Annotated in this window: 18 protein-coding genes and 2 pseudogenes; 10 read left to right on the forward strand and 10 right to left on the reverse strand. The window is 61.1% G+C overall.

The annotated features are described in order from the left end of the window. The 4 genes from AC1DO7_RS07910 to AC1DO7_RS07925 form a co-directional block, all read left to right on the forward strand. The coding region (locus AC1DO7_RS07910) for a hypothetical protein (RefSeq protein WP_477115970.1) at positions 1–443 on the forward strand (443 nt) is incomplete at its 5' end. Positions 444–950: 507 nt separating this feature from the next. Beyond that, entirely contained in the window at positions 951–2054 is a 1104-nt protein-coding gene (locus tag AC1DO7_RS07915; protein WP_441614354.1) for a BamA/TamA family outer membrane protein, read from the forward strand. A 1254-nt stretch (positions 2055–3308) separates the two neighbouring features. Next, positions 3309–3599 carry a hypothetical protein gene (locus AC1DO7_RS07920; protein WP_477115971.1) on the forward strand — a complete coding sequence of 97 codons (291 nt, stop codon included), beginning with the start codon at positions 3309–3311 and terminating at the stop codon, positions 3597–3599. A gap of 1037 nt (positions 3600–4636) precedes the next feature. After that, positions 4637–5239: a cysteine hydrolase family protein gene (locus tag AC1DO7_RS07925; protein ID WP_441614155.1), complete on the forward strand. Its 603-nt coding sequence runs from the start codon at positions 4637–4639 to the stop codon at positions 5237–5239. A 274-nt stretch (positions 5240–5513) separates the two neighbouring features. Here AC1DO7_RS07925 and AC1DO7_RS07930 read toward each other — a convergent pair whose 3' ends face one another. From AC1DO7_RS07930 to mdlC, 5 genes are all read right to left on the reverse strand, one after another. Continuing rightward, positions 5514–6458 (reverse strand): ketopantoate reductase family protein, encoded by a 945-nt coding sequence (locus AC1DO7_RS07930; protein ID WP_441614154.1) that lies wholly within the window; start codon positions 6456–6458, stop codon positions 5514–5516. A 16-nt stretch (positions 6459–6474) separates the two neighbouring features. After that, on the reverse strand, positions 6475–7857 hold the full coding sequence (locus AC1DO7_RS07935; RefSeq protein WP_441614153.1) for an MFS transporter: 1383 nt from the start codon (positions 7855–7857) through the stop codon (positions 6475–6477). A 271-nt stretch (positions 7858–8128) separates the two neighbouring features. Beyond that, entirely contained in the window at positions 8129–9319 is a 1191-nt protein-coding gene (pobA, locus tag AC1DO7_RS07940; protein WP_441614152.1) for a 4-hydroxybenzoate 3-monooxygenase, read from the reverse strand. Between the two features lie 13 nt (positions 9320–9332). Further along, complete coding sequence (locus AC1DO7_RS07945) at positions 9333–10781, reverse strand: aldehyde dehydrogenase (RefSeq protein ID WP_441614151.1); 1449 nt, start codon at positions 10779–10781, stop codon at positions 9333–9335. 49 nt (positions 10782–10830) lie between these two features. Further along, on the reverse strand, positions 10831–12450 hold the full coding sequence (mdlC, locus tag AC1DO7_RS07950) for a benzoylformate decarboxylase (RefSeq protein WP_441614150.1): 1620 nt from the start codon (positions 12448–12450) through the stop codon (positions 10831–10833). A gap of 121 nt (positions 12451–12571) precedes the next feature. Here mdlC and AC1DO7_RS07955 point away from each other — a divergent pair, with 121 nt between their 5' ends. Together AC1DO7_RS07955 and AC1DO7_RS07960 are read left to right on the forward strand one after the other, a co-directional pair. Then, a complete protein-coding gene (locus AC1DO7_RS07955; RefSeq protein ID WP_477115972.1) occupies positions 12572–13480 on the forward strand; it encodes a LysR family transcriptional regulator in 909 nt (302 codons plus the stop codon). A gap of 370 nt (positions 13481–13850) precedes the next feature. Continuing rightward, positions 13851–14225: a hypothetical protein gene (locus AC1DO7_RS07960; protein WP_441614148.1), complete on the forward strand. Its 375-nt coding sequence runs from the start codon at positions 13851–13853 to the stop codon at positions 14223–14225. 117 nt (positions 14226–14342) lie between these two features. Here AC1DO7_RS07960 and AC1DO7_RS07965 read toward each other — a convergent pair whose 3' ends face one another. From AC1DO7_RS07965 to AC1DO7_RS07975, 3 genes and pseudogenes are all read right to left on the reverse strand, one after another. Next, positions 14343–14882: a carboxymuconolactone decarboxylase family protein gene (locus AC1DO7_RS07965; RefSeq protein ID WP_441614147.1), complete on the reverse strand. Its 540-nt coding sequence runs from the start codon at positions 14880–14882 to the stop codon at positions 14343–14345. A gap of 19 nt (positions 14883–14901) precedes the next feature. Next, positions 14902–15105 (reverse strand): hypothetical protein, encoded by a 204-nt coding sequence (locus tag AC1DO7_RS07970; protein WP_441614146.1) that lies wholly within the window; start codon positions 15103–15105, stop codon positions 14902–14904. Between the two features lie 280 nt (positions 15106–15385). Then, positions 15386–15607 (reverse strand): annotated as a pseudogene (locus AC1DO7_RS07975) (transposase); the annotation flags it as partial. 234 nt (positions 15608–15841) lie between these two features. Between AC1DO7_RS07975 and AC1DO7_RS07980 the strand changes: the two are divergent. Next, positions 15842–17080: an IS110 family RNA-guided transposase gene (locus tag AC1DO7_RS07980; RefSeq protein ID WP_477115973.1), complete on the forward strand. Its 1239-nt coding sequence runs from the start codon at positions 15842–15844 to the stop codon at positions 17078–17080. 25 nt (positions 17081–17105) lie between these two features. Here AC1DO7_RS07980 and AC1DO7_RS07985 read toward each other — a convergent pair. Further along, a pseudogene (locus tag AC1DO7_RS07985) lies at positions 17106–18169 on the reverse strand (IS256 family transposase); the annotation flags it as partial. Between the two features lie 137 nt (positions 18170–18306). Then, positions 18307–19113: an alpha/beta fold hydrolase gene (locus AC1DO7_RS07990; protein ID WP_477115974.1), complete on the reverse strand. Its 807-nt coding sequence runs from the start codon at positions 19111–19113 to the stop codon at positions 18307–18309. 274 nt (positions 19114–19387) lie between these two features. Between AC1DO7_RS07990 and AC1DO7_RS07995 the strand changes: the two genes are divergently transcribed. The 3 genes from AC1DO7_RS07995 to AC1DO7_RS08005 are packed head-to-tail and all read left to right on the forward strand — an operon-like array spanning position 19388 to position 21005. Beyond that, positions 19388–20197, forward strand: a complete 810-nt coding sequence (locus tag AC1DO7_RS07995; protein WP_441614143.1) for an SDR family NAD(P)-dependent oxidoreductase — start codon at positions 19388–19390, stop codon at positions 20195–20197. A 20-nt stretch (positions 20198–20217) separates the two neighbouring features. Next, positions 20218–20535, forward strand: a complete 318-nt coding sequence (locus AC1DO7_RS08000; RefSeq protein WP_441614142.1) for a c-type cytochrome — start codon at positions 20218–20220, stop codon at positions 20533–20535. Between the two features lie 11 nt (positions 20536–20546). Continuing rightward, on the forward strand, positions 20547–21005 hold the full coding sequence (locus tag AC1DO7_RS08005) for a (2Fe-2S)-binding protein (protein ID WP_441614141.1): 459 nt from the start codon (positions 20547–20549) through the stop codon (positions 21003–21005). Positions 21006–21010 lie beyond the last annotated feature (5 nt).

Genomic DNA, 21010 nt, shown 5'->3' on the forward strand with positions numbered 1-21010 from the left:
CAATGCCTGCCCAGCCTGCAACGCCGCCGACTCCGTCTGCCCCCGCCCAGCCGTTTCCCGACAATGGCACCGTGCTGACATTCCAGCAACTGCCGGAAGGTCAGGCCGCAGGATTTACCGTCGACGCAATGGCCAGCAGCAGCCTGAACATCGTTAAGCTTGAGGAATGGAACACCCAGCGGCCGGTTCTGGTGACATTTGTACGCGGAGGGACGGTGTCCAGTATCAAGGTTCCCTTCGGTGTATATCGGGTCAAGATGGCGGGGGGTGAAGCCTGGTACGGGCTTGACGATCTCTTCGGCCCTTCCACGCAGGTGCAGGTCGGAGACAAGCCGCTTCAGTTCTACTCAACCGGGGACACCATTACTGGCCATACCCTGTATCTCCAGCGCACGCCGGCGGGCAACTTCCCTACCAGCAGGGAAGGCAGGCGCGCCTTCTGACCATCTGGAATCCCGTTGCGTTCCGATCAATTTCCTTGGTGCTCTGGGGGCTAGGCTGGATCGTCGAAGGGTTCGCAGCTACGCTGTTGGTGACCCGGTGCTGCGCTCCGGCGCAGGCTACTGTGAATGCTGAGTGCCTGCTTTCGCAAGCGAACACCGCCCGCTTCTGGCAGGCAAGCGATCTCCACCAGTCGTGAGCCGGTCGGCTCTTACCGATCCCATACCTGTCGGTCGTCACGGGGGCACATCAATGGCCGTTTCCAAGGTACAACGTCCCTTGATGTCGGCATGGAAAGCGTCGCCAATTCGGCCGACGCAGACCTGGACGGTCGAATGATCGACCAAGATGCCACGCTCGGCCATCCTCTGTTCGAGATGACGCAGACCCAGTGCTGGCGCTGGCGGGCCGCTTGGGCTACTCTGCCGCATAGGCTTAAAGATCAACTACGGGCCGATCGCTCATGGCCCCGGCACACATCCGCCGTGTATCGTCGAACTGCCTTTCGCCTGCGCGGCCTGTGCACCGTGGCCGCATTGTGCGCCGCCACCGGCGCGGCATCCGCGCCGCTGTCGTTCATCGATCCGGAGGATGGCCAGTTCGACGCCAGCGACTACCTGCTCAACCACAAGGGCGCGCTGCCCGTGCCGATCGTCATTACGGAGCCGGCCGTCGGCTACGGGGCCGGATTCGGGCTGCTGTTTTTCTCGGAGTCGGTTGCGCAGGCGCGATCCGGCGAGAGCGGGCCGGCGCCGCCCAACATCACCTTTGCCGGGGGCCTCTATACCGAGAATGGCACGTGGGGCGCCTTCCTCGGGCATTTCCATACCTGGGATGGCGACCGCTACCGCTACCTCGGCGGCCTCGCCAAGGTCGACGCGCGACTGGACTATTTCGGCGTGCTCAATCAGCCGCGCGCCTACGAACTGAGCGGCGCGGGAACCGTCCAGCAGTTCCTGGCCCGTCTCGGCAACAGCCGCTGGTATGTCGGCCCGCGCTACGCCTACTTCGATGCCACCACCACGTTCAGGCACGGCAGCAGCGCGCCCGAACTGGGCGACATTTCGCGGGGCCAGCGCATCGGCATGGGCGCGCTGGTGGTGGATTACGACTCGCGCGACAACATCTTCTACCCGCGTCGCGGCACCTACGCCGAACTTGAGCTCCAGTTCGCCCGGCCCGGCCTGGGCAGCTCGAACAGCTTCGACCTGTACAACCTGCGCGGCTACCACTGGATGCCCATTGGCAACACGTTCGTGCTTGGCCTGAGGGGTGACGGCCGTATGTCGAGCGGCCAGACGCCGTTCTACGCACAGCCCTATGTCGATCTGCGCGGCGTGCAGAAGGGCCGCTACCAGGACCGCAACGCGCTGGTGGCGGAGGCCGAACTGCGCTGGAACGTCACCCCGCGCTGGAGCGTGCTGGGCTTCAGCGGGGTGGGCAAGGCATACGGCCACTGGCACAGCTTCGACGAGGCGCAGAACGTGGTCAGCGTCGGCGCCGGCTTCCGGTACCTGGTCGCCCGCAAGCTGGGCGTGGCGGTCGGGATCGACGTGGCCCACAGCAGGGACCAGAACGCCTTCTACATTCAGGTTGGCAGCGCCTGGCGTTAGCCAGGCTCAGGCCGTCCCGGCGAGCGCGCCATCGCGGGCTCAACCGACCCACCCGCGCGCAGACTTCGAACATTCCCTGGCGGAAGTAAGTAAGCCCTGACGAGATGGCTCTGGCCGGTCGAAGTTCTGCTATCTCCCATCTCCGGCCACATGACTGGTGTGAACTTGCTGCATGACGGCGGGTTCACAAGAGCCTATTGAGAGCTACACCAGCGAAGCAACGATTGCCGGCTCCGCATTGGAAGACCGCGTTGGCCGATCAAGTGACGTCGGCAGCCGGCGATTGAATGACTGTTTGCTTGAGTGGAACTGCCGCATAAATGTCCATGCGGAGCGTCAGACGAAAGTCTCTTCCTGGCCGATCTCGGAACTCGAAGGTCGCTCACCTGGGGCCCRCCGGCCGCCCGCGCAGTGAGCTTCCATACCCGACTGCGGACTCAACCGTTCATTCGACACCGCGCTGTCGTAAGGCCGGAAGCTTCGTGACGAAGCCACCTTCGACACCATCACCCAATGGTCGAGAATTGATTGGTCCCCGTTTGTTGTACGGCTCTGACATCCCACTTCGGCGTAAGCGGACTGAGGATGGTTCGTTGGTAGATTGCACGTTTCAGCGCTTTCGGACCGATGACACATGGCGATCTTCGGATGGGCTAGACAGGCATGCGCGAGTCTGGTGATCCTCCTGGAATGTAGCAATGCCGTCGGTGCGAGCGATACCTGTGCCCATTTCCTTGGAGAAGCGGTTCGGATCGACGCCCATGACACTGTTCCCACGCGTGGTAGGGAGGGCGCTGTGTTTCCCCGACCTCGGGCCATGCTCGCCAGGTAGTATCGCTGCGGGACGATTCTGGAGAGCGAATCCCCCACACACGGATACGACGGCGCTGAAAGAGGAGGTGCTGGCCTACTCAGCAGGCTCCCCGGCATTCGTTTCCCGGATCGCCGGCTATCGATGTGCGGATGGCCGGCTGCTCTATGCCACGATCCTTACCGATGCGCCAAGCAGACGAGGCTCTAGCTGCCCGTATCACCTAGACGGAGCCGAAGTGCGTTCACCAAGGCGTTGCAGATGCGCAGCAGCCCCCCCTTTGGTGAATTCTCGGGTCGAGGCAGACATAACGGCGATGGGTTCTGCAGAAACATCGCTTACGGTTTGTCACAACCTCATCGTCAACGCCAAATCAACGTGGATCGTTTTCACGGGTAAGCACGGCAACTTGCTGTGCCTCTAACCTCAAAGAAGGATTCATCATGAAGAAGCTGTTCGCCGCTGTCGCCTCCCTCGCCATCACCGGCGCCGCTTTCGCCCAAGGCGTTGCCCCGGCTCCCGCTGCTGCCCCGGCACCGGCCGCTGCGGTTGCGCAAGCCACTCCGGCTCCCGCTGCGAAGGCTTCCGCCAAGACCGCTACCCATAAGCACGCCACCGCGCACGCCAAGGCCACCAAGGTGAGCACGGCGAAGGCTGCTGCTCCGGCCGAAGCGAAGGCCACCCCCGTCGYGGCTGAGAAGGTCGTGACGACCCCCACCGCCACGAAGCAGTAAGGCGGCGTCAGCGAGGCGGGCGGAAGGGTAGTCGTTCGAGCCAAACCTTCCGCAAGCCTTCAGCGGCTTCTCAAGAAAGCAGCCGACCGATAGGTCGGCTGCTTTGTTCTTGGCTATCGCGATCGGTGACTTCTGTCCTGAACGTGATCGTGACGCCGGCTGCCAGGCGCGGCCGTTTGGGCTCTTACCCGGCGAGCGCCATCAAATCGCTCGCGTGGCAGACCAATTCATCCCAGTTCAGTGCGCCGTGTAATTGGGCCGCAAGATCGAGGCCACTCGCGAGGTGGGATGCGTAACTCTATGGCCAGGTTCTGGCCATGCAGATGGCCACAGCGACCGGCCCTGCCCGACCCCTAAGCGGTCCTTCAGTCTCGCCCAAGGTAAAGCCCATTAATAAACCTATTAGACACTTTTAGCCGCTCAAATCTTGCATCGCGTGTGGTTTTTGTGCAGACACGCAGGGGTGACCAGGATTTTTTAGTTATCGCCCGGTTTCTTCCGTTGAGATCGGGCCGCTGGCCGCCAATCCTGCCGGCGCCGAGCGCGGACCCAGCGCGCCGAGAACGCGAGACGAAAAATCCCCCGCTAGCATGCCTGGGGGGATTCGGACGTTGCTGTCTCAAGACACCGAGGGGCGTAGGTCACGCGTCCTCGGGCGTTGCTGTGACAAGTCCGGCGTCGCATCGCCGCCCGGGAGTGATTCCCGCACGCCTGAGGCTATGCGTAGGTTTGCGTAGTTTCAGGGAAGCGGAGCGTGCCCTGGGCAGGGCCGAGATAGACGAACCGCAGGTGGCCTTGAGTCGTGCAGCCTTGTTGGACGCGGCAGCAATCTTCAAGTCCCTGGCTTGATGGCTGCTTATGGCCGAACTCCGCCGTCGGCTCACCGTTCGAGGACCGACGGCGGTCATCGGTGGCTGCCGACCCAGAACGGACAACCCATTGGTCGTGGTAGAGTCGATCATCATTTTTTATCGCGTAGCCTTATGTCGTCACCCGTTGAACGTGGTCCGGTCGATTCAGCAGACCATCAACAGGGCATGGAAAGCGCCGCTGATGCGCGCAGTGTGACCATGCAGATTCCGGCAATTGTTCCAGCGCAAACCGCTCTGGTGGTCATGCATTATCAGACCGACATCCTGGCGTTATTTCCATCGGTCGCGCCCACTTTGCTTTCCAATACACGCAAGCTGTGTGACGCTGCGAGGGCCAAGGGCGTCAGCGTCTATTTCGCCAAGATCCACTTTCGTCCAGGCTATCCGGAAGTCAGTCCGTTGAACAGGAACGGGCAGGGAATCAAGCAACTTGGTCTTTTCGTCGACGACCAGATCTCGCCGGAACTCGGCCAACAGGCCACCGAACCGCTCATCATCGCGCATCGTGCCAGCGTGTTCTTTGGTACCGACCTGCAGGTGCGGCTTTCCGCGCAGGGTATCGATACCCTGCTCATGGTGGGCATTGCGTCGACCGGTGTGGTGCTGTCGTCGGTCGCGTACGCGAGCGATGCAGACTTCCGTTTGTTCACGGTCAAGGATTGCTGCTACGACCCAGATCAGGTCGTGCACGATCATCTTTTTTCAACGGCGTTCGATTCGCGCACAACGGTGCTCTCGCTCGTTGATGCCTTGCTGTTGCTTGCCTAGCATTTGCTGGCATTTCGTGTCGCCGGCGTACTGGCAGCTCACGATGGCCGTGAAGTCGACTGCTGACAAGGGCTATAAAGTCTCGGTCAAATATCCGTTCGACACGAGCTGGAGGGACCGGGAAATGCGGCTGCCCGCTTATCGGGCGATCTGTATCTGACCGCTGATGTCCGCCATCGACGGCGACAGGCCTCGTTCTATCAAGACGCAGGCTATTGTGTCTTTATACGGGGCCTCCCATTCAAACGCTTGATGGGGTTACATCCTGATGTGTTTATGAGAGAGACGGCTGATGACAGGCAATTGCCCGCGCCTCGACGAGGCGCACGAGCGACAGCAGCGTTTCGGTTGTGGGCAGCTTCATGTTTAAGCTATCGGCCGTGGCGACCGCTGCTCCATTAATCGCTTCGATCTCGGTGCGGCGCCCGGCCTGAACGTCCTGCAACATCGATGGCTTGTGCCCCTTGTGCTGAGCAATGGCGCCTGCGACATTGGCTTTGCACTTGGCTGGATTCACTTCGATACCGAGCCTCTGTGCGACCGACAGCACTTCAACGACGACTAGCTCTGCGAGGCGGCTACCTTCAGGCGTAGTACCGAGCTGATCGACTGTGCACCCAGTTACGGCGCAGATGCTGTTGAGCGCGGCGTTGAACGCGACCTTCTCCCAAATCGCAGCCCATACGGTGGCTTCCGAACTGCACTGGAGACCGGCGGCCGAGAGCGTCTCGGAGACCACGGAGACGATCGATCGGACGTTGCCGTCAGCGGCCATGAGTCTAACGATACCCTTGCCATGTGAGTGCACGTGGCCAGGCGCAACCATGTCGGCCGGCCAGGTGGTCACGCCGATGAGGATGCGCTCTGGCGAGACGAACTCGCTGATCTTCTCAACGTTGCCTAACCCGTTCTGCAGGGACAGCACATGGACATCCGGACCAATCAGGTGCTTGACGCCTTGGAGCGCGGCGCCAGTGTGCAGGGTCTTGGTAAAGATCACCAGCAACTCGGGTAGTTCCTGAGCTTCCCCAGGTCGGCAAATCTTGAGCGTCTTCACACGCCGATCGCTGTTGTCCGTGACCAATCGCAAGCCATCCGATTGGATTGCGCTGATGTGTGCATCGTTGATATCGATCAGAGTGACGTCATTGCCGCACTCAGCGAGCAAGCCGCCAAACATTGAGCCCATGGCGCCAGCGCCGACTATGGTAATTTTCATGATTTCCCTCAGAATTTCAGCTAGTGATTGCCACCGCGGAACTCGGCTTTAACAGCCCCTCACGCTTCGGGATGTGACGCGTGACGACAAGGAGCGCGAGCATCGCGAAGACCATCGCGGAGCCAAGTAGTGCGAGATAAGCCATGGCACCACCGGCCGTAATGACCGCTGCCCCTGCGAATGCACTGAGGATCGCACCCAGTCGTCCGAAGGCCAGCGCGGACGCGGTGCCGGTCGCTCTGACGCTGGTGGGGTACATGAACGCGCACAGCGCATACATGGTGGACTGCACTGCATTGACGAACATGCCATGCACACCGAAACCGAAGATCAACAGGTGCGTGTCGCGCCCGACATTCAGGGTCTGCATCGCGAATGCACTTGCGGCTGCACCGGCGCAGCACAGCACCAAGGGCCAACGTGACCCGAATCGCGTTATCGCAACAGCACAGACCAACGCGCCAATAACGCCTCCGAGATTGTAGGCGGTCAACCCCGAGCCAGCGACGGCCATCGACAATCCTTCTGATGCCAACATCGTCGGCAGCCAGCTAAAGGCGCCGTAGACGGCGGTAAGACACAGGAAGAACGCAGCCCAGGTTGCCAGAGTGTCGCGCGCCAGACCATCTGAGAACAGCGCGCCAAACCCGGCCCGCTCTTCTACGCCCTGTTCCGCGGCGTCGGTGTACGTTGCATTGGCGGCCATCGGATGGCCCATACGCCCTAGCAGCTTGCCCAACTCATCCCAGCGTGCCGGATGGCGTGCCAGGAATCGAGGCGTCTCTGGCAAGGTGAACAGAAGAATGATAGCCAGCGCAATTGGAAAAGTTCCACCGATAAAGAACAGTCCGCGCCAGCCGAATGCCGGCAGGATTTCACCGGCAAAGAGGCCCGCCAGCATGCCGCCGAGCGGCACGCACACAATCGTGGCCGTGACTGCGAGCGTCCTGCGGCGCGCCGGCGTGAACTCGGCCGTGACCGTGGTCGAACTCGGCAGTGCGCCACCAATGCCCAGGCCGGCGACAAACCTAAGTGCGGCCACGGTCAGGACATCGGGCGCGAGGCCAATGGCGCAGGTCGCTGCGCCGAAGACAAAGACGCTGGAGATGACCGCCATCCGACGTCCGAATCGGTCCGCGAACAGGCCTGCGCAGGCGCTGCCGATCCCCATGCCAATGAGGCCAGCGGCAACCGCTGGGGCGAAGGCGCTTCGCGTGATGTTCCACTCCTTGATCATCAACGGAATCGCGAAGCCGATGAGTTGACCATCAAAGCCGTCCATCACAATGGACATGGCTGCCAGGAAGACCACAATCTTTTGCATGGTCGTATAGGCGCCATCGTCGAGCAGACGACCGATATCGGCATTGCCCTTGAAGGGAACCGCTTGGGGGCTCATGCGCGTACTCCCAAGTTGCAGGTCGTGGGCAGCATGCGCTGGCATTGGCCGCGCGATGGAAAAGCTTGCGAGCCAACGGCTGACGGGGTTCGATCGATCATGTCTTGTCTCCTGATTGAGCGCTCTGGCGTCCGCGCGCCCTGGTAGTAGCAGTAGAGGTGTCCAACCTGTACGCCTGCCGGAAAACTGCTTTATCGAGAAAACGGCATTCCTCACCACATAGCTTTCGAACAGCCTCCGCCTCTTCCCGGGCGGTCTGACGGACTGAATCTCAGTCGTCGAGCGCGTCGAATGGCAAGCCGACATAGTTCTCGGCCAGCGCTGTCAAAGCAGCACGCGAGCCGGTTACGTAGTCGAGTTCGGCGACCTGCACCTTGTGCTGGAACTCGTCCGCGTTGGGGAAGCGATGCAGCATCGAGGTCATCCACCACGAGAAGCGTTGCGCTTTCCAGATGCGCCGCAGTGCGGTTTCGCTGTAGCGCTCGAGCAGATCCTGACGGCCGTTCTTGTAGAACTTGCCGATGGCCCTTGCGAGCACTCGTACGTCGGCCGCCGCGAGGTTCAGACCCTTGGCACCCGTGGGCGGCACTACGTGCGCCGCGTCTCCCGCCAGGAACAGGCGGCCGTACTGCATCGGCTCAGTCACGGAACTGCGCATGCCGACCACGGTCTTGCTGAATATCTGGCCCTCTTTGGGGGCCCAGCCGTCACGCGTTGCCAGGCGTTCGCGAAATTCACTCCAGATACGGTCGTCGGACCAGTTTTCAATTTTGTCGGTCGGCTCGCACTGCAAGTACATGCGTTGCACATCCGGCGAACGCGTACTGACGAGAGCAAAGCCCCTATCGCTTAAGGCGTAGATCAGTTCGTCTGATGACGGCGGTGCCTTGCACAGGATCCCGAGCCATCCGAAAGGATAGAGCCGCTCAAACCCGCTAAGCATGCCTTTCGGAATCGATGGGCGACTAACCCCTTGCGTGCCATCGCAGCCGGCGATGAAGTCGGCTTCAATTGTCTGCAGATTGCCGCCCCATTGACGAAATCGCACGCTCGGTGCCGTCGAGTCGAGGTCGTGGATGCTGACATCGGTCACTTCGAACCGAATGTCGCCACCCGTCGCCAGGCGCGCTTCCACCAAGTCCTTGATCACCTCGTGCTGTGCATAGACCATCACAGCCTTGCCACCAGTGAGTTCTGGAAAATCGATGCGGCGGTCAATGCCGTTGAAGCGCAGGATGGTTCCTTCGTGCCGAAAGCCCTCGCGCTCCATACGCGCGCCAACGCCAATCTCTTTCATGAGATCAATCGTGCCCTGCTCAAGCACGCCGGCGCGGATCGTGGCCTCGATGGCTTCGCGGCTGCGGGTTTCGAGGACAATCGACTCGATGCCTTGCAGGTGCAGGATGTGGGACAGCAGAAGCCCGGCCGGGCCGGCACCGATGATGGCAACTTGTGTTTTCATTCCGGTGTTTCGCTCAGAAGGGGTAGTGACGCGGGGTCGTTTGAACGGTCACCCATCGCAGATCGGTGAAGGCCTCGACACCGGCTTTCCCGCCGAAATGTCCAATGCCACTGCCCTTGACGCCGCCAAATGGCATCTGCGCTTCGTCGTGCACCGTGGGCCCGTTCACGTGGCAAATGCCGGACTCGATGCGTCCCGCTACCTGGATGGCGCGCGCCACATCACGGCCGAAGACCGCGGCTGCGAGGCCGTATTCGTTATCGTTGGCGCAAGCGACCGCCTCTTCCACGCCACTGACACGCACGATGCCTTTCACGGGGCCGAAAGCCTCCTCGCGGAAGATGCGCATGTCCGGCGTTACGTGGTCGAGCAGGGTCGCGGGCATCAGCGTGTCGTTCGCCTTGCCACCCGCCACGAGCTTCGCGCCTTTCATAAGCGCATCATCGATCAGTTCGTTGCAGCGTTTTGCCGTGCTCATGTCCACGACTGAGCCGAGAACCGCCGGGCCAAGACGCGGATCACCGAGCGGAAGACTCGATGCACGTGCGCTCAACCTGGCAACGAAATCATCGGCGATGGCCGAATCGACGACGATCCGCTCGGTCGACATGCAGATCTGTCCCGAATTGGCGAACGCACCGAACACGGCCGCGTTGACGGCAGCATCGACGTCGGCGTCGTCGAGGACGACCAGCGGCGCCTTGCCACCGAGTTCGAGAACCACGGGCTTCAGGTACTTCGCGCAGGTTGCGGCAATGAGCTTGCCCACGTGGGTTGATCCCGTGAAGTTCACTCGTCGCACAGCCGGGTGCGAAATCATGGCCTCCACTACAGCAGCCGCGTCGGCCGGCGCATTGGTGACAAAGTTCACCACGCCCTTGGGTAGCCCGGCCTCTTGCAGCGCCTCGATGATGAGGCCGTGTGTCGCCGGACAGATCTCGCTGCCTTTGAGCACCACCGTATTGCCACAAGCCAGTGGCGTCGCGATGGCCCGTACAGCCAGGATCACGGGCGCGTTCCAGGGAGCGATGCCCAAAACGACTCCCGCAGGCTGTCGTACACCCATGGCGAGGTTGCCCGGCACGTCGGAAGGAATGATCTCGCCGCCGATCTGCGTGGTCAGCGATGCGGCCTCGAGAAGCATACCGGCCGCAAGGTGAACGTTGAAGCCTGCCCAGATCGCCGACGCGCCGGTCTCGGACGCTATTGCAGCCGCGAATGCCTCGGCTTTCGCTTCGAGCGCTTGTGCGGCCCTCGTCAGCATCGTTCTACGCTCGGTTGGGCCCGTGTGCGACCAGGTCTTGAAGGCCGCGGCGGCAGCGTCGACGGCCGCGACCGCGTCTTCCTCGGTGGCCGCGGGCGCGACCGTCGCAACGCTGCCGTCAAGCGGATTGCGCCGCTCGAAGGTGGCGCCATTGCGGGCCTGGACTTGCTCACCGTTGATCAGCATCGAAATCTTCATTGGTTTGTCTCCGGAAGGTCTTGTATGGAAGCGGGAGTGGGCGGTGTGTTCAGGCGACCTGAACCTCCACGACGTTTGGCGCCTTGCCGGCCAGGGCAAGGTCGAGCACCGTCCGCAAATCGCCGGAATCGCTGACGAGTGTGGCGGCGCATCCCATGCCCTTTGCCAGCGACAGGAAATCGATGTCGGGCAGTTCCGTTCCCTGAACGACATCGGTTGCGGAGAACCCGAACACGGGCGCGAAATCTTGTAGCGCAGCGTACCGACGGTTGTTCAGGATCACGAAAGTGATCGGCAGCTTGAGTTGCGCTGCGGTCCACAGCGCCTGTATCGAGTACATGCTGGAACCGTCGCCCATCAGGCAGATGACGCGGCTGCCCGGTTTGCCGAGCGCTACGCCCACTGCTGCCGGCATGCCGTAGCCGAGACCGCCGCTGTCCATCGTGAAGAAAGTTTCGCTGCGGGTGATTGGCAGATAGGCTTGCATCACCGGGCGGGCGCTCGGTGCTTCCTCGACCACGATGTCCTCGGGCGCTTTTACTTCCGCCAACGTCTGAAGGACATAGGCAACCGACATCAACGGCGAAGGCTCTGCCTTTGGCGCGCTGATCTTGGCCGGCGGCGAGGCTCGAATCTGGGGCGCCGGGCGGGCGAGCAGATCAAGAACTCCAAGGCGGATGCTGCCGACAGCCGACATTCCAACCGGCGTCCAAGCCGCGGTATCCGGGTCCTCAGTTAGCTGGCACAACGTAGCTCCGCTTGGGATGTGTGGTCCCGCGCCTTCGACGTGATACGCGAACGCGGGCGCACCAATGGCCAGGATCAGGTCATGGTCACCGAGCAGTTCGACGATCCGCTCGCGCATTGCGGGCAGGAAGCCAGCGAACAACCGATGATCTTCGGGGAAACTACACCGGCCCGACATCGGCGCTGCCCACACGCGGGCGTTGTGCGCCTCAGCAAGAGCAACGACCTCGTTCCACGCGTTGTCCCGATCGATTGCGGCACCTACGACGATCGCCGGTCGATGACTTGCATCTAGCGCGTCGCCGATTTGTGCCAGAACGGCAGGCTGCGGGCGAAGTTCCGTACTCACAACCCTTGCCGGCACGAACTCTGCTGGTTGGTCCCAGTCGTCTACCGGCACCGACACGAGCACGGGGCCACGCGGCGGCATCATCGCGATGTAGTACGCCCGCGCGATGGCCTTTGGCACGTCTTGAGCGCGCGCAGGCTCGATGCTCCATTTCACATAGGGCTTGGGGAGTTCAGTGGCTTGGGCGGAAGACAGGAATGGGTCGAAAGGGAGGATCGAACGCGCTTGCTGGCCTGCCGTGATGACCATCGGCGTGCGATTTCTATGAGCCGTAAAGATGTTGCCCATCGCATTGCCCACGCCTGCTGCCGAATGCAAGTTCACGAAGGAAGCATTTCGCGTTGCCTGGGCGTAGCCATCCGCGATGCCGACCACGGTAGCCTCCTGCAAACCCAGCACGTAGCGGAAGTCGCTTGGGAAATCGCGAAACATCGGGAGCTCAGTCGAACCGGGGTTCGCGAACACGGATGTCATGCCGAAACGACGCATGAGGTCGATGACGGCGTCGCGAACGGTGACGGTGCTGGGTTGCTTGGCTGCTTCGACGACGGCGAGTGGTACGGGTCCGGTCATTTCGCGCTTTCCTTCTGTTGTGCGCTGGACGGGTCGCAGCGCTTGTCTCGATGGCGCAAGTGTGAAAGCTCATCACTCTCATGAAAATTGCTTTTTTGAGAGAAAGTCATTACCGTTAGGCATGACTTTCGATCTCCAATATCTTGTCGCCTTCAACGCCATCGTTTCGTCCGGAAGCCTTGGTCGCGCGGCTGACGCCTTGAATGTGACGCAGCCGGCTCTTAGTCGCAYGATTCGCCGGCTCGAGGAGCAGGTTGGCGCACCTCTGTTCGAGCGTCACTCAAAGGGGATGCAGTTGACGGATGTGGGCAGGGCGTTGCAGCCCCACGCGCTCCTTTTGCAGCGCGAGTCTGAGCATGCGAGTGAGGACATCAAGGCGATGCTGGGCTTGGCAAAAGGAACGATTCGCGTCGGCGCAGTCGGCAGCATCGCCTGCCTGGTGCTTCCATTGGCAATCGGCAGCACATGCAAGAAGTGGCCAAATCTTCAAGTCCAGATCATCGAAGGAGTCTGGGATCGCCTTGCTGATGCGCTTGTCTCRCACGAAATCGATCTGGCGCTGGGGGCCGACATTGAGGACACTGACGAAATCGTCGCTGTCAAGGATTGCCGTTGGGAGGACACCAGCTACGTGGTTGCTGGTCGGCGCCATCCTTTGCGAAAAAAACCAAATCTCAAGCTCGTTGATACGCTGCAAGAGCGTTGGGTCATGCTTCCGAAGGGAACCGCGCCTTTCGAGCATATGAAGAAGGTGTTTTCGCGACAGAACCTGGCCTTGCCCAACGTCGTCGTCGAGACACGCTCCGTCACTGCGCTCAAGAGCTTGATTGGCCGTTCAGGTTTCCTCGGCTGGATGCCCGAGCCCATGTACGACGCCGAGCGCAAGGCGGGACTCATCGACGCTCTGGAGATACCGGGCGCCAGCGACAAGAGAGTTCTGACTGCATTCCGTCGAAGGGCCGGCATGCTGCCCGGTCCTTCGATCAAGCTTCTCGAGGAACTGCGCGCTCTAACGGCGCAACTATCATGATTGTCGTGGCGCTGGGTCAGGCCGGTCTCTGTCGGATGCCCTGCGCGAAGCCGCGGCCGTCTCTGACCGACCCTTTACCGACATACTGGATCCGATTTCGATGTGTCTGTTCACTGGCAGAGAGCGGGCGTTCATCACCTTCAGCAGATCGTCATCGAAAGTATGGTTATCTCGCAGCCTGGAACAAGGCGAGGATGCTCCTGCATCGCTTCTCGGCATCCTGAGAAGCTGCTCATTATTTCCATGACGCTGAAGAAGGACACGTAGGTGTGCGGGTCGTCTAGCCGAGCGGTTCCTTGCACGGCAATGCCCCTTCTGGCAAGGTTACGATTGCCAGCCGATTGCCGATCGCCCACCGATTGACCAATCGGTGTCTCACATCAAAAGGAAACCTGACCTGTCGCTGCTGCAACCATCCGCCCGACGCGATCTGCTGATCTTGTGGCTATCTATCACTGTGGCCGCTTTTGTGCTGGGGTGGCTGCTGCTGCTATTGAGTCGCCAAGGCGCCGGCCCCCAGATTGCGCGTGCGCGCCAACTTACCTCGATCAGTTGCCAGACCCTGCAGGCCGGCGCAGCACGCGTTCGCCAGCAACTTCCATCAGAGGACGATCGACGCGAATCCATGGACCTGGCTGCGGCGCAGGCGGTGCTCGATCTGGCGCTGCACGACCAGCCGGGCATGGAAGGCGGTTACTGGCGCGCGAATGCAGGGGTGGTGGCCTACGCCTTCCCGACCTACTAGCTGCTGCAATTCAGGGTTTTCAGTGCGATCCGCATATATGAAGCTAGCCTAGATCTTGACCTCCCGAAAAAAATGAAGGGAAGTCAAGATATGCGTGATTACACGGCTGTCGAATGGTTACTTGACCGCCGGAAAGTCCAGAGTCGTATCGTTGACGCGATTGAAGATGTTGGTCGTCAGAATCGCAGTGACTGCGAGAATCGATTCAGTGACTTGCGAATCGGTATAGCCAGCCCGGCGTACGTTATCCAGGCTGCTCTGCGGAACGGTACCGGTTGTGCGAACGAGGGTCAGTACGAACTTTACGAGCGCGTCGAGTTTTGCATCAGAGCTCAATCCGCCGGCGCGCAGTTCAAGCATCTGTTCAGCAGTAAAACCCGCCATTTTGCCGGTCAAAGTATGTGCTGCGAGGCAATAGTCGCAACCGCTGTTTTCGCTAATAGCAAGGTTGATTGCTTCCAGCTCTTTCGCAGAAAGCTCGCCGCTGGATTTCAAGGCTGCGTTTGTCGCCAACAACGATTGGAGCACGACGGGAGATTGCGAACCAATGCTCGCGTACGCGTTCGGAACCTTCCCTAGGCCGCGTTTGATGTTGGCGAACAGTTCCGCAGTCAGGCCGGTGGCGGACGTGATATCGATCGTGGACATACGAGTCATTTGGATTCCTTTAGTAAGGTTAAGCTACGGGGATGGGGTTCTCGGCGAGGGACTGGTTGAACTGGTCGACCAACGCGTGTTCCTGGGAACCAGGGTTGTTGCGCAGCGGCATCGCGACATCCACCACCACCTCGGTGGTGGCGGTCTCGAGCTTCCACATCGTTTCACCGATAAATGCAGGCAGCGGCATGGCGCGTGGGACGGGAGGCAGTCGATTTTTCACAACTAGCTCTACCCTAACGACGACAAGGCCGTGTTCGAAGATAATTCGCCAAACATTGCTTTCGCCTCAGCGTAACAATCGTTCGCTAGCGCAATAGTGTTTCGTTGGTAGACTTTTTCGGACGTGAGGCCGAGGGTTGGCGAAAGCGAGGAAACGGAAAGTAGGGGTAGAAGCGTGAACCGATGGATGAGATTCTTTGTCGCTGCGGGACCTGTCAGTTTTTTTGTGTGCAGGGCAGTTAAAGGCTCACTATCATTTCGACCGGTGAGCCGGCATTATCTCAACGATGTGGATGGGTGAACCGTTCCTCATAGTGGATCGCAAACTGGTTCATGGCAGCCTTCCAGTCATGCGTTGAACTGCCCCACTTCCCCGTGATGTTGCGCAGGGCCAGCCACAGTAGCTTGGTCGCCGCCTCGTCGCTGGGGAAGTGGCCCCGCGTCTTGATGATCTTGCGCAACTGCGCATTGATGCTCTCAATGGCGTTGGTAACCGGCATGATAGGAGCCGGTGCCCCTCCTCCTCACCGAGTAACTTGGTGTATGGTTAGACCATCCGGGACAGGGGCACCGGGGAGCACTTCGGGTGGGCAGGCCGTTCATATACGTTGAGCCGCGAGCTCGTGTTAGTAGTTGGCCGCCCCTGCGACCCGCCCGGTTGCGCTGCGAGCGCGAATCCGTAGTTGTCGTGCTGTCCCACCGGCTCCCATTTGCGATGTTTCCCATGGGAGACGCCAATGCGAGTGATAGGACTGGATGTATCGCGATCGGTAGCTGAGATCGCCTATCTGGAGAATGGCCTGCTGCGCGCCGGTGGGCGCGTCGGACTGCGACGCGATGAGCTGGAGCGCTTTGCCGCCAAGCTAAAGCCCGACGACCACGTGGTACTCGAGGCGACCGGCAATACGATCGCTATTGCGAATGTGTTGAGAGGCCATGTCGGCAGGGTGATCGTCGCCAACCCGCTGCAAGTCCGTCTGATTGCGGAAGYCCGCGTGAAGACGGATAAGATCGATGCGACGATCCTCGCGCAACTCTATGCGAGTGGCTTCCTGCCCGAGGTTTGGATTCCAGACGAGACCACGCAAGCGATGCGGCGGCAGGTGTCGCGTCGAGCCCAGATCGTGCGGCAGCGGACGCGGCTCAAGAATGAGATTCACGCCGTCCTTGCCGCACATCTCATCGAGCGGTGTCCGGCGACAGACCTGTTTGGCAAGAAAGGGCGGGCCTGGCTGAGCTGGCAGCAGCTACCCACGGATGAGCGCATCGGGATCGACCAGCGGTTGCATGAGCTGGACCGGCTGGCAGAGAATCTGCAGGAGGTCGAGCGCATCCTGGCCCAATCCGCTATTCAGGACGACAGGCTGCGCAAGCTCCTGACCATCACCGGCGTCAACACCACCGTTGCGATCGGCTTGCTCTCCGCCATCGGCGATATTGCTCGCTTTCSCTCGCCGGAGAAATTGGTCAGCTACTTTGGCCTCAATCCTTCGGTCTACCAATCCGGCTCGCACCCAGCAAAGCACGGACACATCAGCAAGCGCGGACGCTCCTACGCGCGTGCCATGCTAGTTGAGGCTGCCTGGGCCGCAGCGCAAACGGCCGGCCCCATTCGTGCCTTCTTCTTGCGCATCCGGGATCATCGCGGTCAGCAGATCGCGGCTGTTGCCACCGCGCGCAAGCTGGCAATAATCGTCTGGCACGTCCTCACGCGTAACGAATCCTTCGCGTGGGATCGCCCAGCGCTGACAGCGCGAAAGACCCGTGAGTTGGAATTGCAGGCAGGCCTGCCTCCTGCGCGCCGCGGTAGCCGCAAGGGGTCTGCCGCCGCCTACAATCTGAAGTCCGTCCGGGATCTGGAGCGTGCAGTTGGAGAGCAAGCCGAGCAGGCTTACCAACGCCTGTTCTCGCGCTGGAAGCAAGCGCGACCGCAGGGTGCGGTTCGCGCTCCCTGGCCACCGATACGGACGCCATGAACGGCGGAGATTGCCGCGGGGGCTTGTCAACTTCATCCGTCGTGTAGATGATCTTGCGGATCGCCGGCGGGAACATAAAGAATGGGATCACCTGGTCCCAGGCGCGACGCCAGGACGCGGCGATCGGGCGTACCGCTTGCCCCATTCCCCTTGCTCGAAGGCCGCCAATTCGGCCAGCGCAACCTCCACGGTGGGCGCGGTGTACACGGGCTTGAGAGCCGCTGCGACGGCCCGGCGCTCCTTCCAACTGGCGTACTCCAGGCTGTTTCGGATCAGATGCACGATGCAGGTCTGCAGCGTCGTGTCCGGGAACACCGCATTCAGGGCCTGCTCCATGCCCTTGAGCCCGTCAGTCACCGCAATCAGGATGTCCTGCGTGCCACGGGTCTTCAGGTCATTAAACACCTTCATCCAGAACTTGGCGCCTTCGGTGGTTTCGATCCACAGGCCCAGGATGTCGCGCGTGCCGTCTGGCAGTACGCCCAAGGCCAGGTAGACGGCCTTGTTGCGCACCACGCCGTCCTCGCGCATCTTGACCCGCAGCGCATCGAAGAACACCACCGGGTACATCACCTCCAGCGGGCGGCCCTGCCAGGCGGTGACCTCGTCCATGACCGCGTCGGTYACCGAGCTGATGAACTCCGGTGAGACCTCGGTCCCGTATTGTTCGGCCAGAAACGCCTGGATCTCGCGCACGGTCATGCCACGGGCATACATGGCGATGATCTTGTCATCGAACCCGGTGAAGCGCCGCTCGTGCTTGGGAATCAGGATCGGATCGAAGCTGCCGTCGCGATCGCGTGGGATGTCTACGCGCAACGGGCCGTCTTCGGTCAGCACGGTCTTGGCACTCCTGCCGTTGCGCTGGTTGGCCGTGYCGGCCGGACGCTCGGCGCCCGGCGAGTAGCCCAGATGATGGCCTAGCTCGGCGCCCAAAGCTCGTTCGATCAAGGCCTTCTTGAACGCCATCGAAGCGTCCTGGACCGCCTCGGCAGTCATCGGGCCCTTCACGAAATGGGCGATCAAGTCCTCGGGGATGGTGGGCAGCTCACGGTCAGCGGCCCGGCTCGTCTTGGTTTTGCGTGGCATGACATGCTCCTTGGCGACATGTTATGCCCCAAACACAAAATTTCTGACAGGTCCTCGCTGCGGGGTGGATACTAATGACCCTCATGCTCGCTGCTATGGCTGCGGCCGCATCGCCATGGGTTCGCGACGGCCATCACTTATGCTAGGAAGCGGTCTACCTGCATCACGAAATCTTCAACCTCCTGGAACAGGAACGCGTGGCCAGCATCGGGATAAAGGATTAGCTTTGCATCGGGTGCCTGCTGTGACAATACGAAAGAGCGATAGGCCGGTAGCATGACATCACACGCGCCGTTGGCAACGAGCATCGGCAGACGTAGTTCGCTGGCCCGGTGCAGCACGCCCTGCCACGTCGAAATGGCCTTGATTTGTGCCATGAATGCCTCGGCCGTGACGGCGGGGCCGCGGTCCAGTTGGTCAGCGATTCTCTTCAACGAGGCGCGGCCCGCATCGACTCCGAATTCGCTTTTCGAGAAGAATAGAAACAGGAAATCTTCGATGTCATTGACGGGACGTGTCATGACCTGCGGAACTCTCGGATGAGGTTGCGGCCCATCTGTGATTCCACCGGGACTGGATCCAGCGACGATCAGGCGTCGCACCAGATGCGGGGCCTCAAGTGCCAACYGCTGCGCGACCACCCCGCCTAGCGACCAACCCAACACGTCCACCTGCTTTTGACCCAGTGCTGCGATGACCGCGCATGCTACCGCCGCCATGCCCGCAATCGTGTCCGGCACGATGCCGCCCGACCGCCCGATTCCCGTACTGTCGAACCAGATGATGCGCCGATCCGCCGACAGTTCTTTGATAAACGCCGGATCCCAATCATCCATCGTGCCGCGGAACCGCTGCAGCAGCAGTAGCGGGAGACCTCCCTCGGGGCCCGTTTCGCGCGCGCAGATTCGGCCATATGGAGTGTCGATGTCGAAAGAACGTGTCATGGTGGGTAGATATATTGTGGATCGTTCTCGATGAGTACCCCGCCAAGCGTATTGCCGAATCCGTCCCGATGCAGGACATAAACGCGGCGCTTTCGGTCATGCCTTTGGTTCGCGCCCACGCACCGCCGAGTATGACGACACGTGCATGCAAGATTGTTGTCCGAAAATTGTGCGTATATGTCAGTCCGTGGAACATCACTATCCCTATGCTTGGGCGTATCTGCTTGCCACTCCATGCGCACCAGGCAACTCGCTCTCACCCAAAGGGATACACATGCCATCACAACTCGGAACCGCTCTCGTCACTGGATCGTCCTCCGGCATCGGCGCCGTCTACGCCGATCGCCTCGCGGCACGCGGCTATGACCTTATTCTCGTTGCACGCAATGAAGAACGGCTGCGCGCGCATGCGGCGAGGCTCGCGAGCACGCATGGTGCCCACGTAGACGTGCTCGTGGCGGATCTTACCGACGCTGCCGACCTTCGGCGTGTCGAGACCACCCTCGCTAGCAACGATCGCATCTCCATGCTGGTCAACAACGCTGGCTTCGGCGGTGCGGGTACCCTCTCGCAATCGCGAGTGGACGACATGGAACGCATGATTGGTGTCAACGTCACCGCCGTCATGCGCTTGTCCTATGCGGCCGCGCCAGCGTTTGCCGCGCGCGGCGCCGGTGTGATCATCAACATCGCATCTATCGTCGCGATCGCTCCCGAGATCCTCAATGGGGTCTACGGCGGCGCAAAGGCATTCGTACTCGCATTCAGCCGCTCGTTGAAGAAAGAGTTGAGCGAAAGCGGCGTGACCGTTCAGGTCGTACTGCCGGGGGCTACCGGCACTGACTTCTGGGAAGTCGCGGGTCTCCCTACGTCGAATCTCCCGGAAAGCTGGGTCATGACACCCGAAACGCTGGTGGACGCAGCACTGAGCGACCTCGACGCCGACGTGTTTGCCTCGATTCCGTCGTTACAGGACGACTCGCAATGGCATGCATGGGAGACCGCGCGCGAAGCCATGGCGTCAAATTTGTCCTCCCGCGTCGCCGCGCCGCGCTACGCGGCGCGTGCCGGGAAGCAAGACTAAAACCCTGAACCTCACTCCCCATGAACAAAACAATCGCCCCTCTGGCCTTGGTTGCTATGGCCACCCTCTTCTCTCACCAACCGGCCCGAGCCAGTGAAGCCCTCGCACAGAAGTACGCGTGCGTGGGCTGCCATCAGGCAAATGCCCGCCTGGTAGGTCCGTCGTGGAAAGAAATCGCCACCAAATATAAGGGCGGCAGCAAGGCAACGGAGCAACTCGCAACCAGCATCAAGGCCGGTGGCAGCGGTAAGTGGGGCGCTGTACCGATGCCGCCGCAGCCGCAAGTGCCCGATGCCGATCTCACCGCCCTGGCGCAGTGGGTCCTTTCGCAGAAGTAGAGGAGGCCAGAATGACCACCCTGAACATCAATGGCAAGACGGTCGATGTCGACGCCGATCCGTCCACGCCGCTGCTGTGGGCGCTCCGCGATAATCTCGGCATGACTGGCACGAAGTTCGGCTGTGGCATGGCCGCGTGCGGCGCGTGCACGATCCATATCAACGGCACAGCGACGCGGAGCTGCGTTATGCCGATCTCGTCGGTGACCGGCACTAAGGTCAATACCATCGAGAGCATGGGCGACGACAGAATCGGCCGCGCGGTTCTGGACGCCTGGATCCGGCACGATGTGGCGCAATGCGGCTACTGCCAGAACGGTCAGGTGATGAGCGCCGTGAGCTTGCTGCGCACCAAGCCGCGGCCGAACGATGCCGATATCGATCAAGCGATGGCGGGCAACATTTGCCGCTGTGGCACTTATCAACGTATCCGCGCGGCTATCAAGGATGCCGCGCGCGCGATCGCCTGAGGAGC

Source organism: Cupriavidus sp. 05N40, from assembly GCF_056397305.1.

Excerpts from the sequence above, each read along its gene's own strand:
- AC1DO7_RS07925 (WP_441614155.1), top strand. The coding sequence starts at position 4,637 with ATGGAAAGCGCCGCTGATGCGCGCAGTGTGACCATGCAGATTCCGGCA.
- AC1DO7_RS07930 (WP_441614154.1), bottom strand. The coding sequence starts at position 6,458 with ATGAAAATTACCATAGTCGGCGCTGGCGCCATGGGCTCAATGTTTGGC.
- AC1DO7_RS07935 (WP_441614153.1), bottom strand. The coding sequence starts at position 7,857 with ATGAGCCCCCAAGCGGTTCCCTTCAAGGGCAATGCCGATATCGGTCGT.
- pobA (WP_441614152.1), bottom strand. The coding sequence starts at position 9,319 with ATGAAAACACAAGTTGCCATCATCGGTGCCGGCCCGGCCGGGCTTCTG.
- AC1DO7_RS07945 (WP_441614151.1), bottom strand. The coding sequence starts at position 10,781 with ATGAAGATTTCGATGCTGATCAACGGTGAGCAAGTCCAGGCCCGCAAT.
- mdlC (WP_441614150.1), bottom strand. The coding sequence starts at position 12,450 with ATGACCGGACCCGTACCACTCGCCGTCGTCGAAGCAGCCAAGCAACCC.
- AC1DO7_RS07965 (WP_441614147.1), bottom strand. The coding sequence starts at position 14,882 with ATGACTCGTATGTCCACGATCGATATCACGTCCGCCACCGGCCTGACT.
- AC1DO7_RS07995 (WP_441614143.1), top strand. The coding sequence starts at position 19,388 with ATGCCATCACAACTCGGAACCGCTCTCGTCACTGGATCGTCCTCCGGC.
- AC1DO7_RS08000 (WP_441614142.1), top strand. The coding sequence starts at position 20,218 with ATGAACAAAACAATCGCCCCTCTGGCCTTGGTTGCTATGGCCACCCTC.
- AC1DO7_RS08005 (WP_441614141.1), top strand. The coding sequence starts at position 20,547 with ATGACCACCCTGAACATCAATGGCAAGACGGTCGATGTCGACGCCGAT.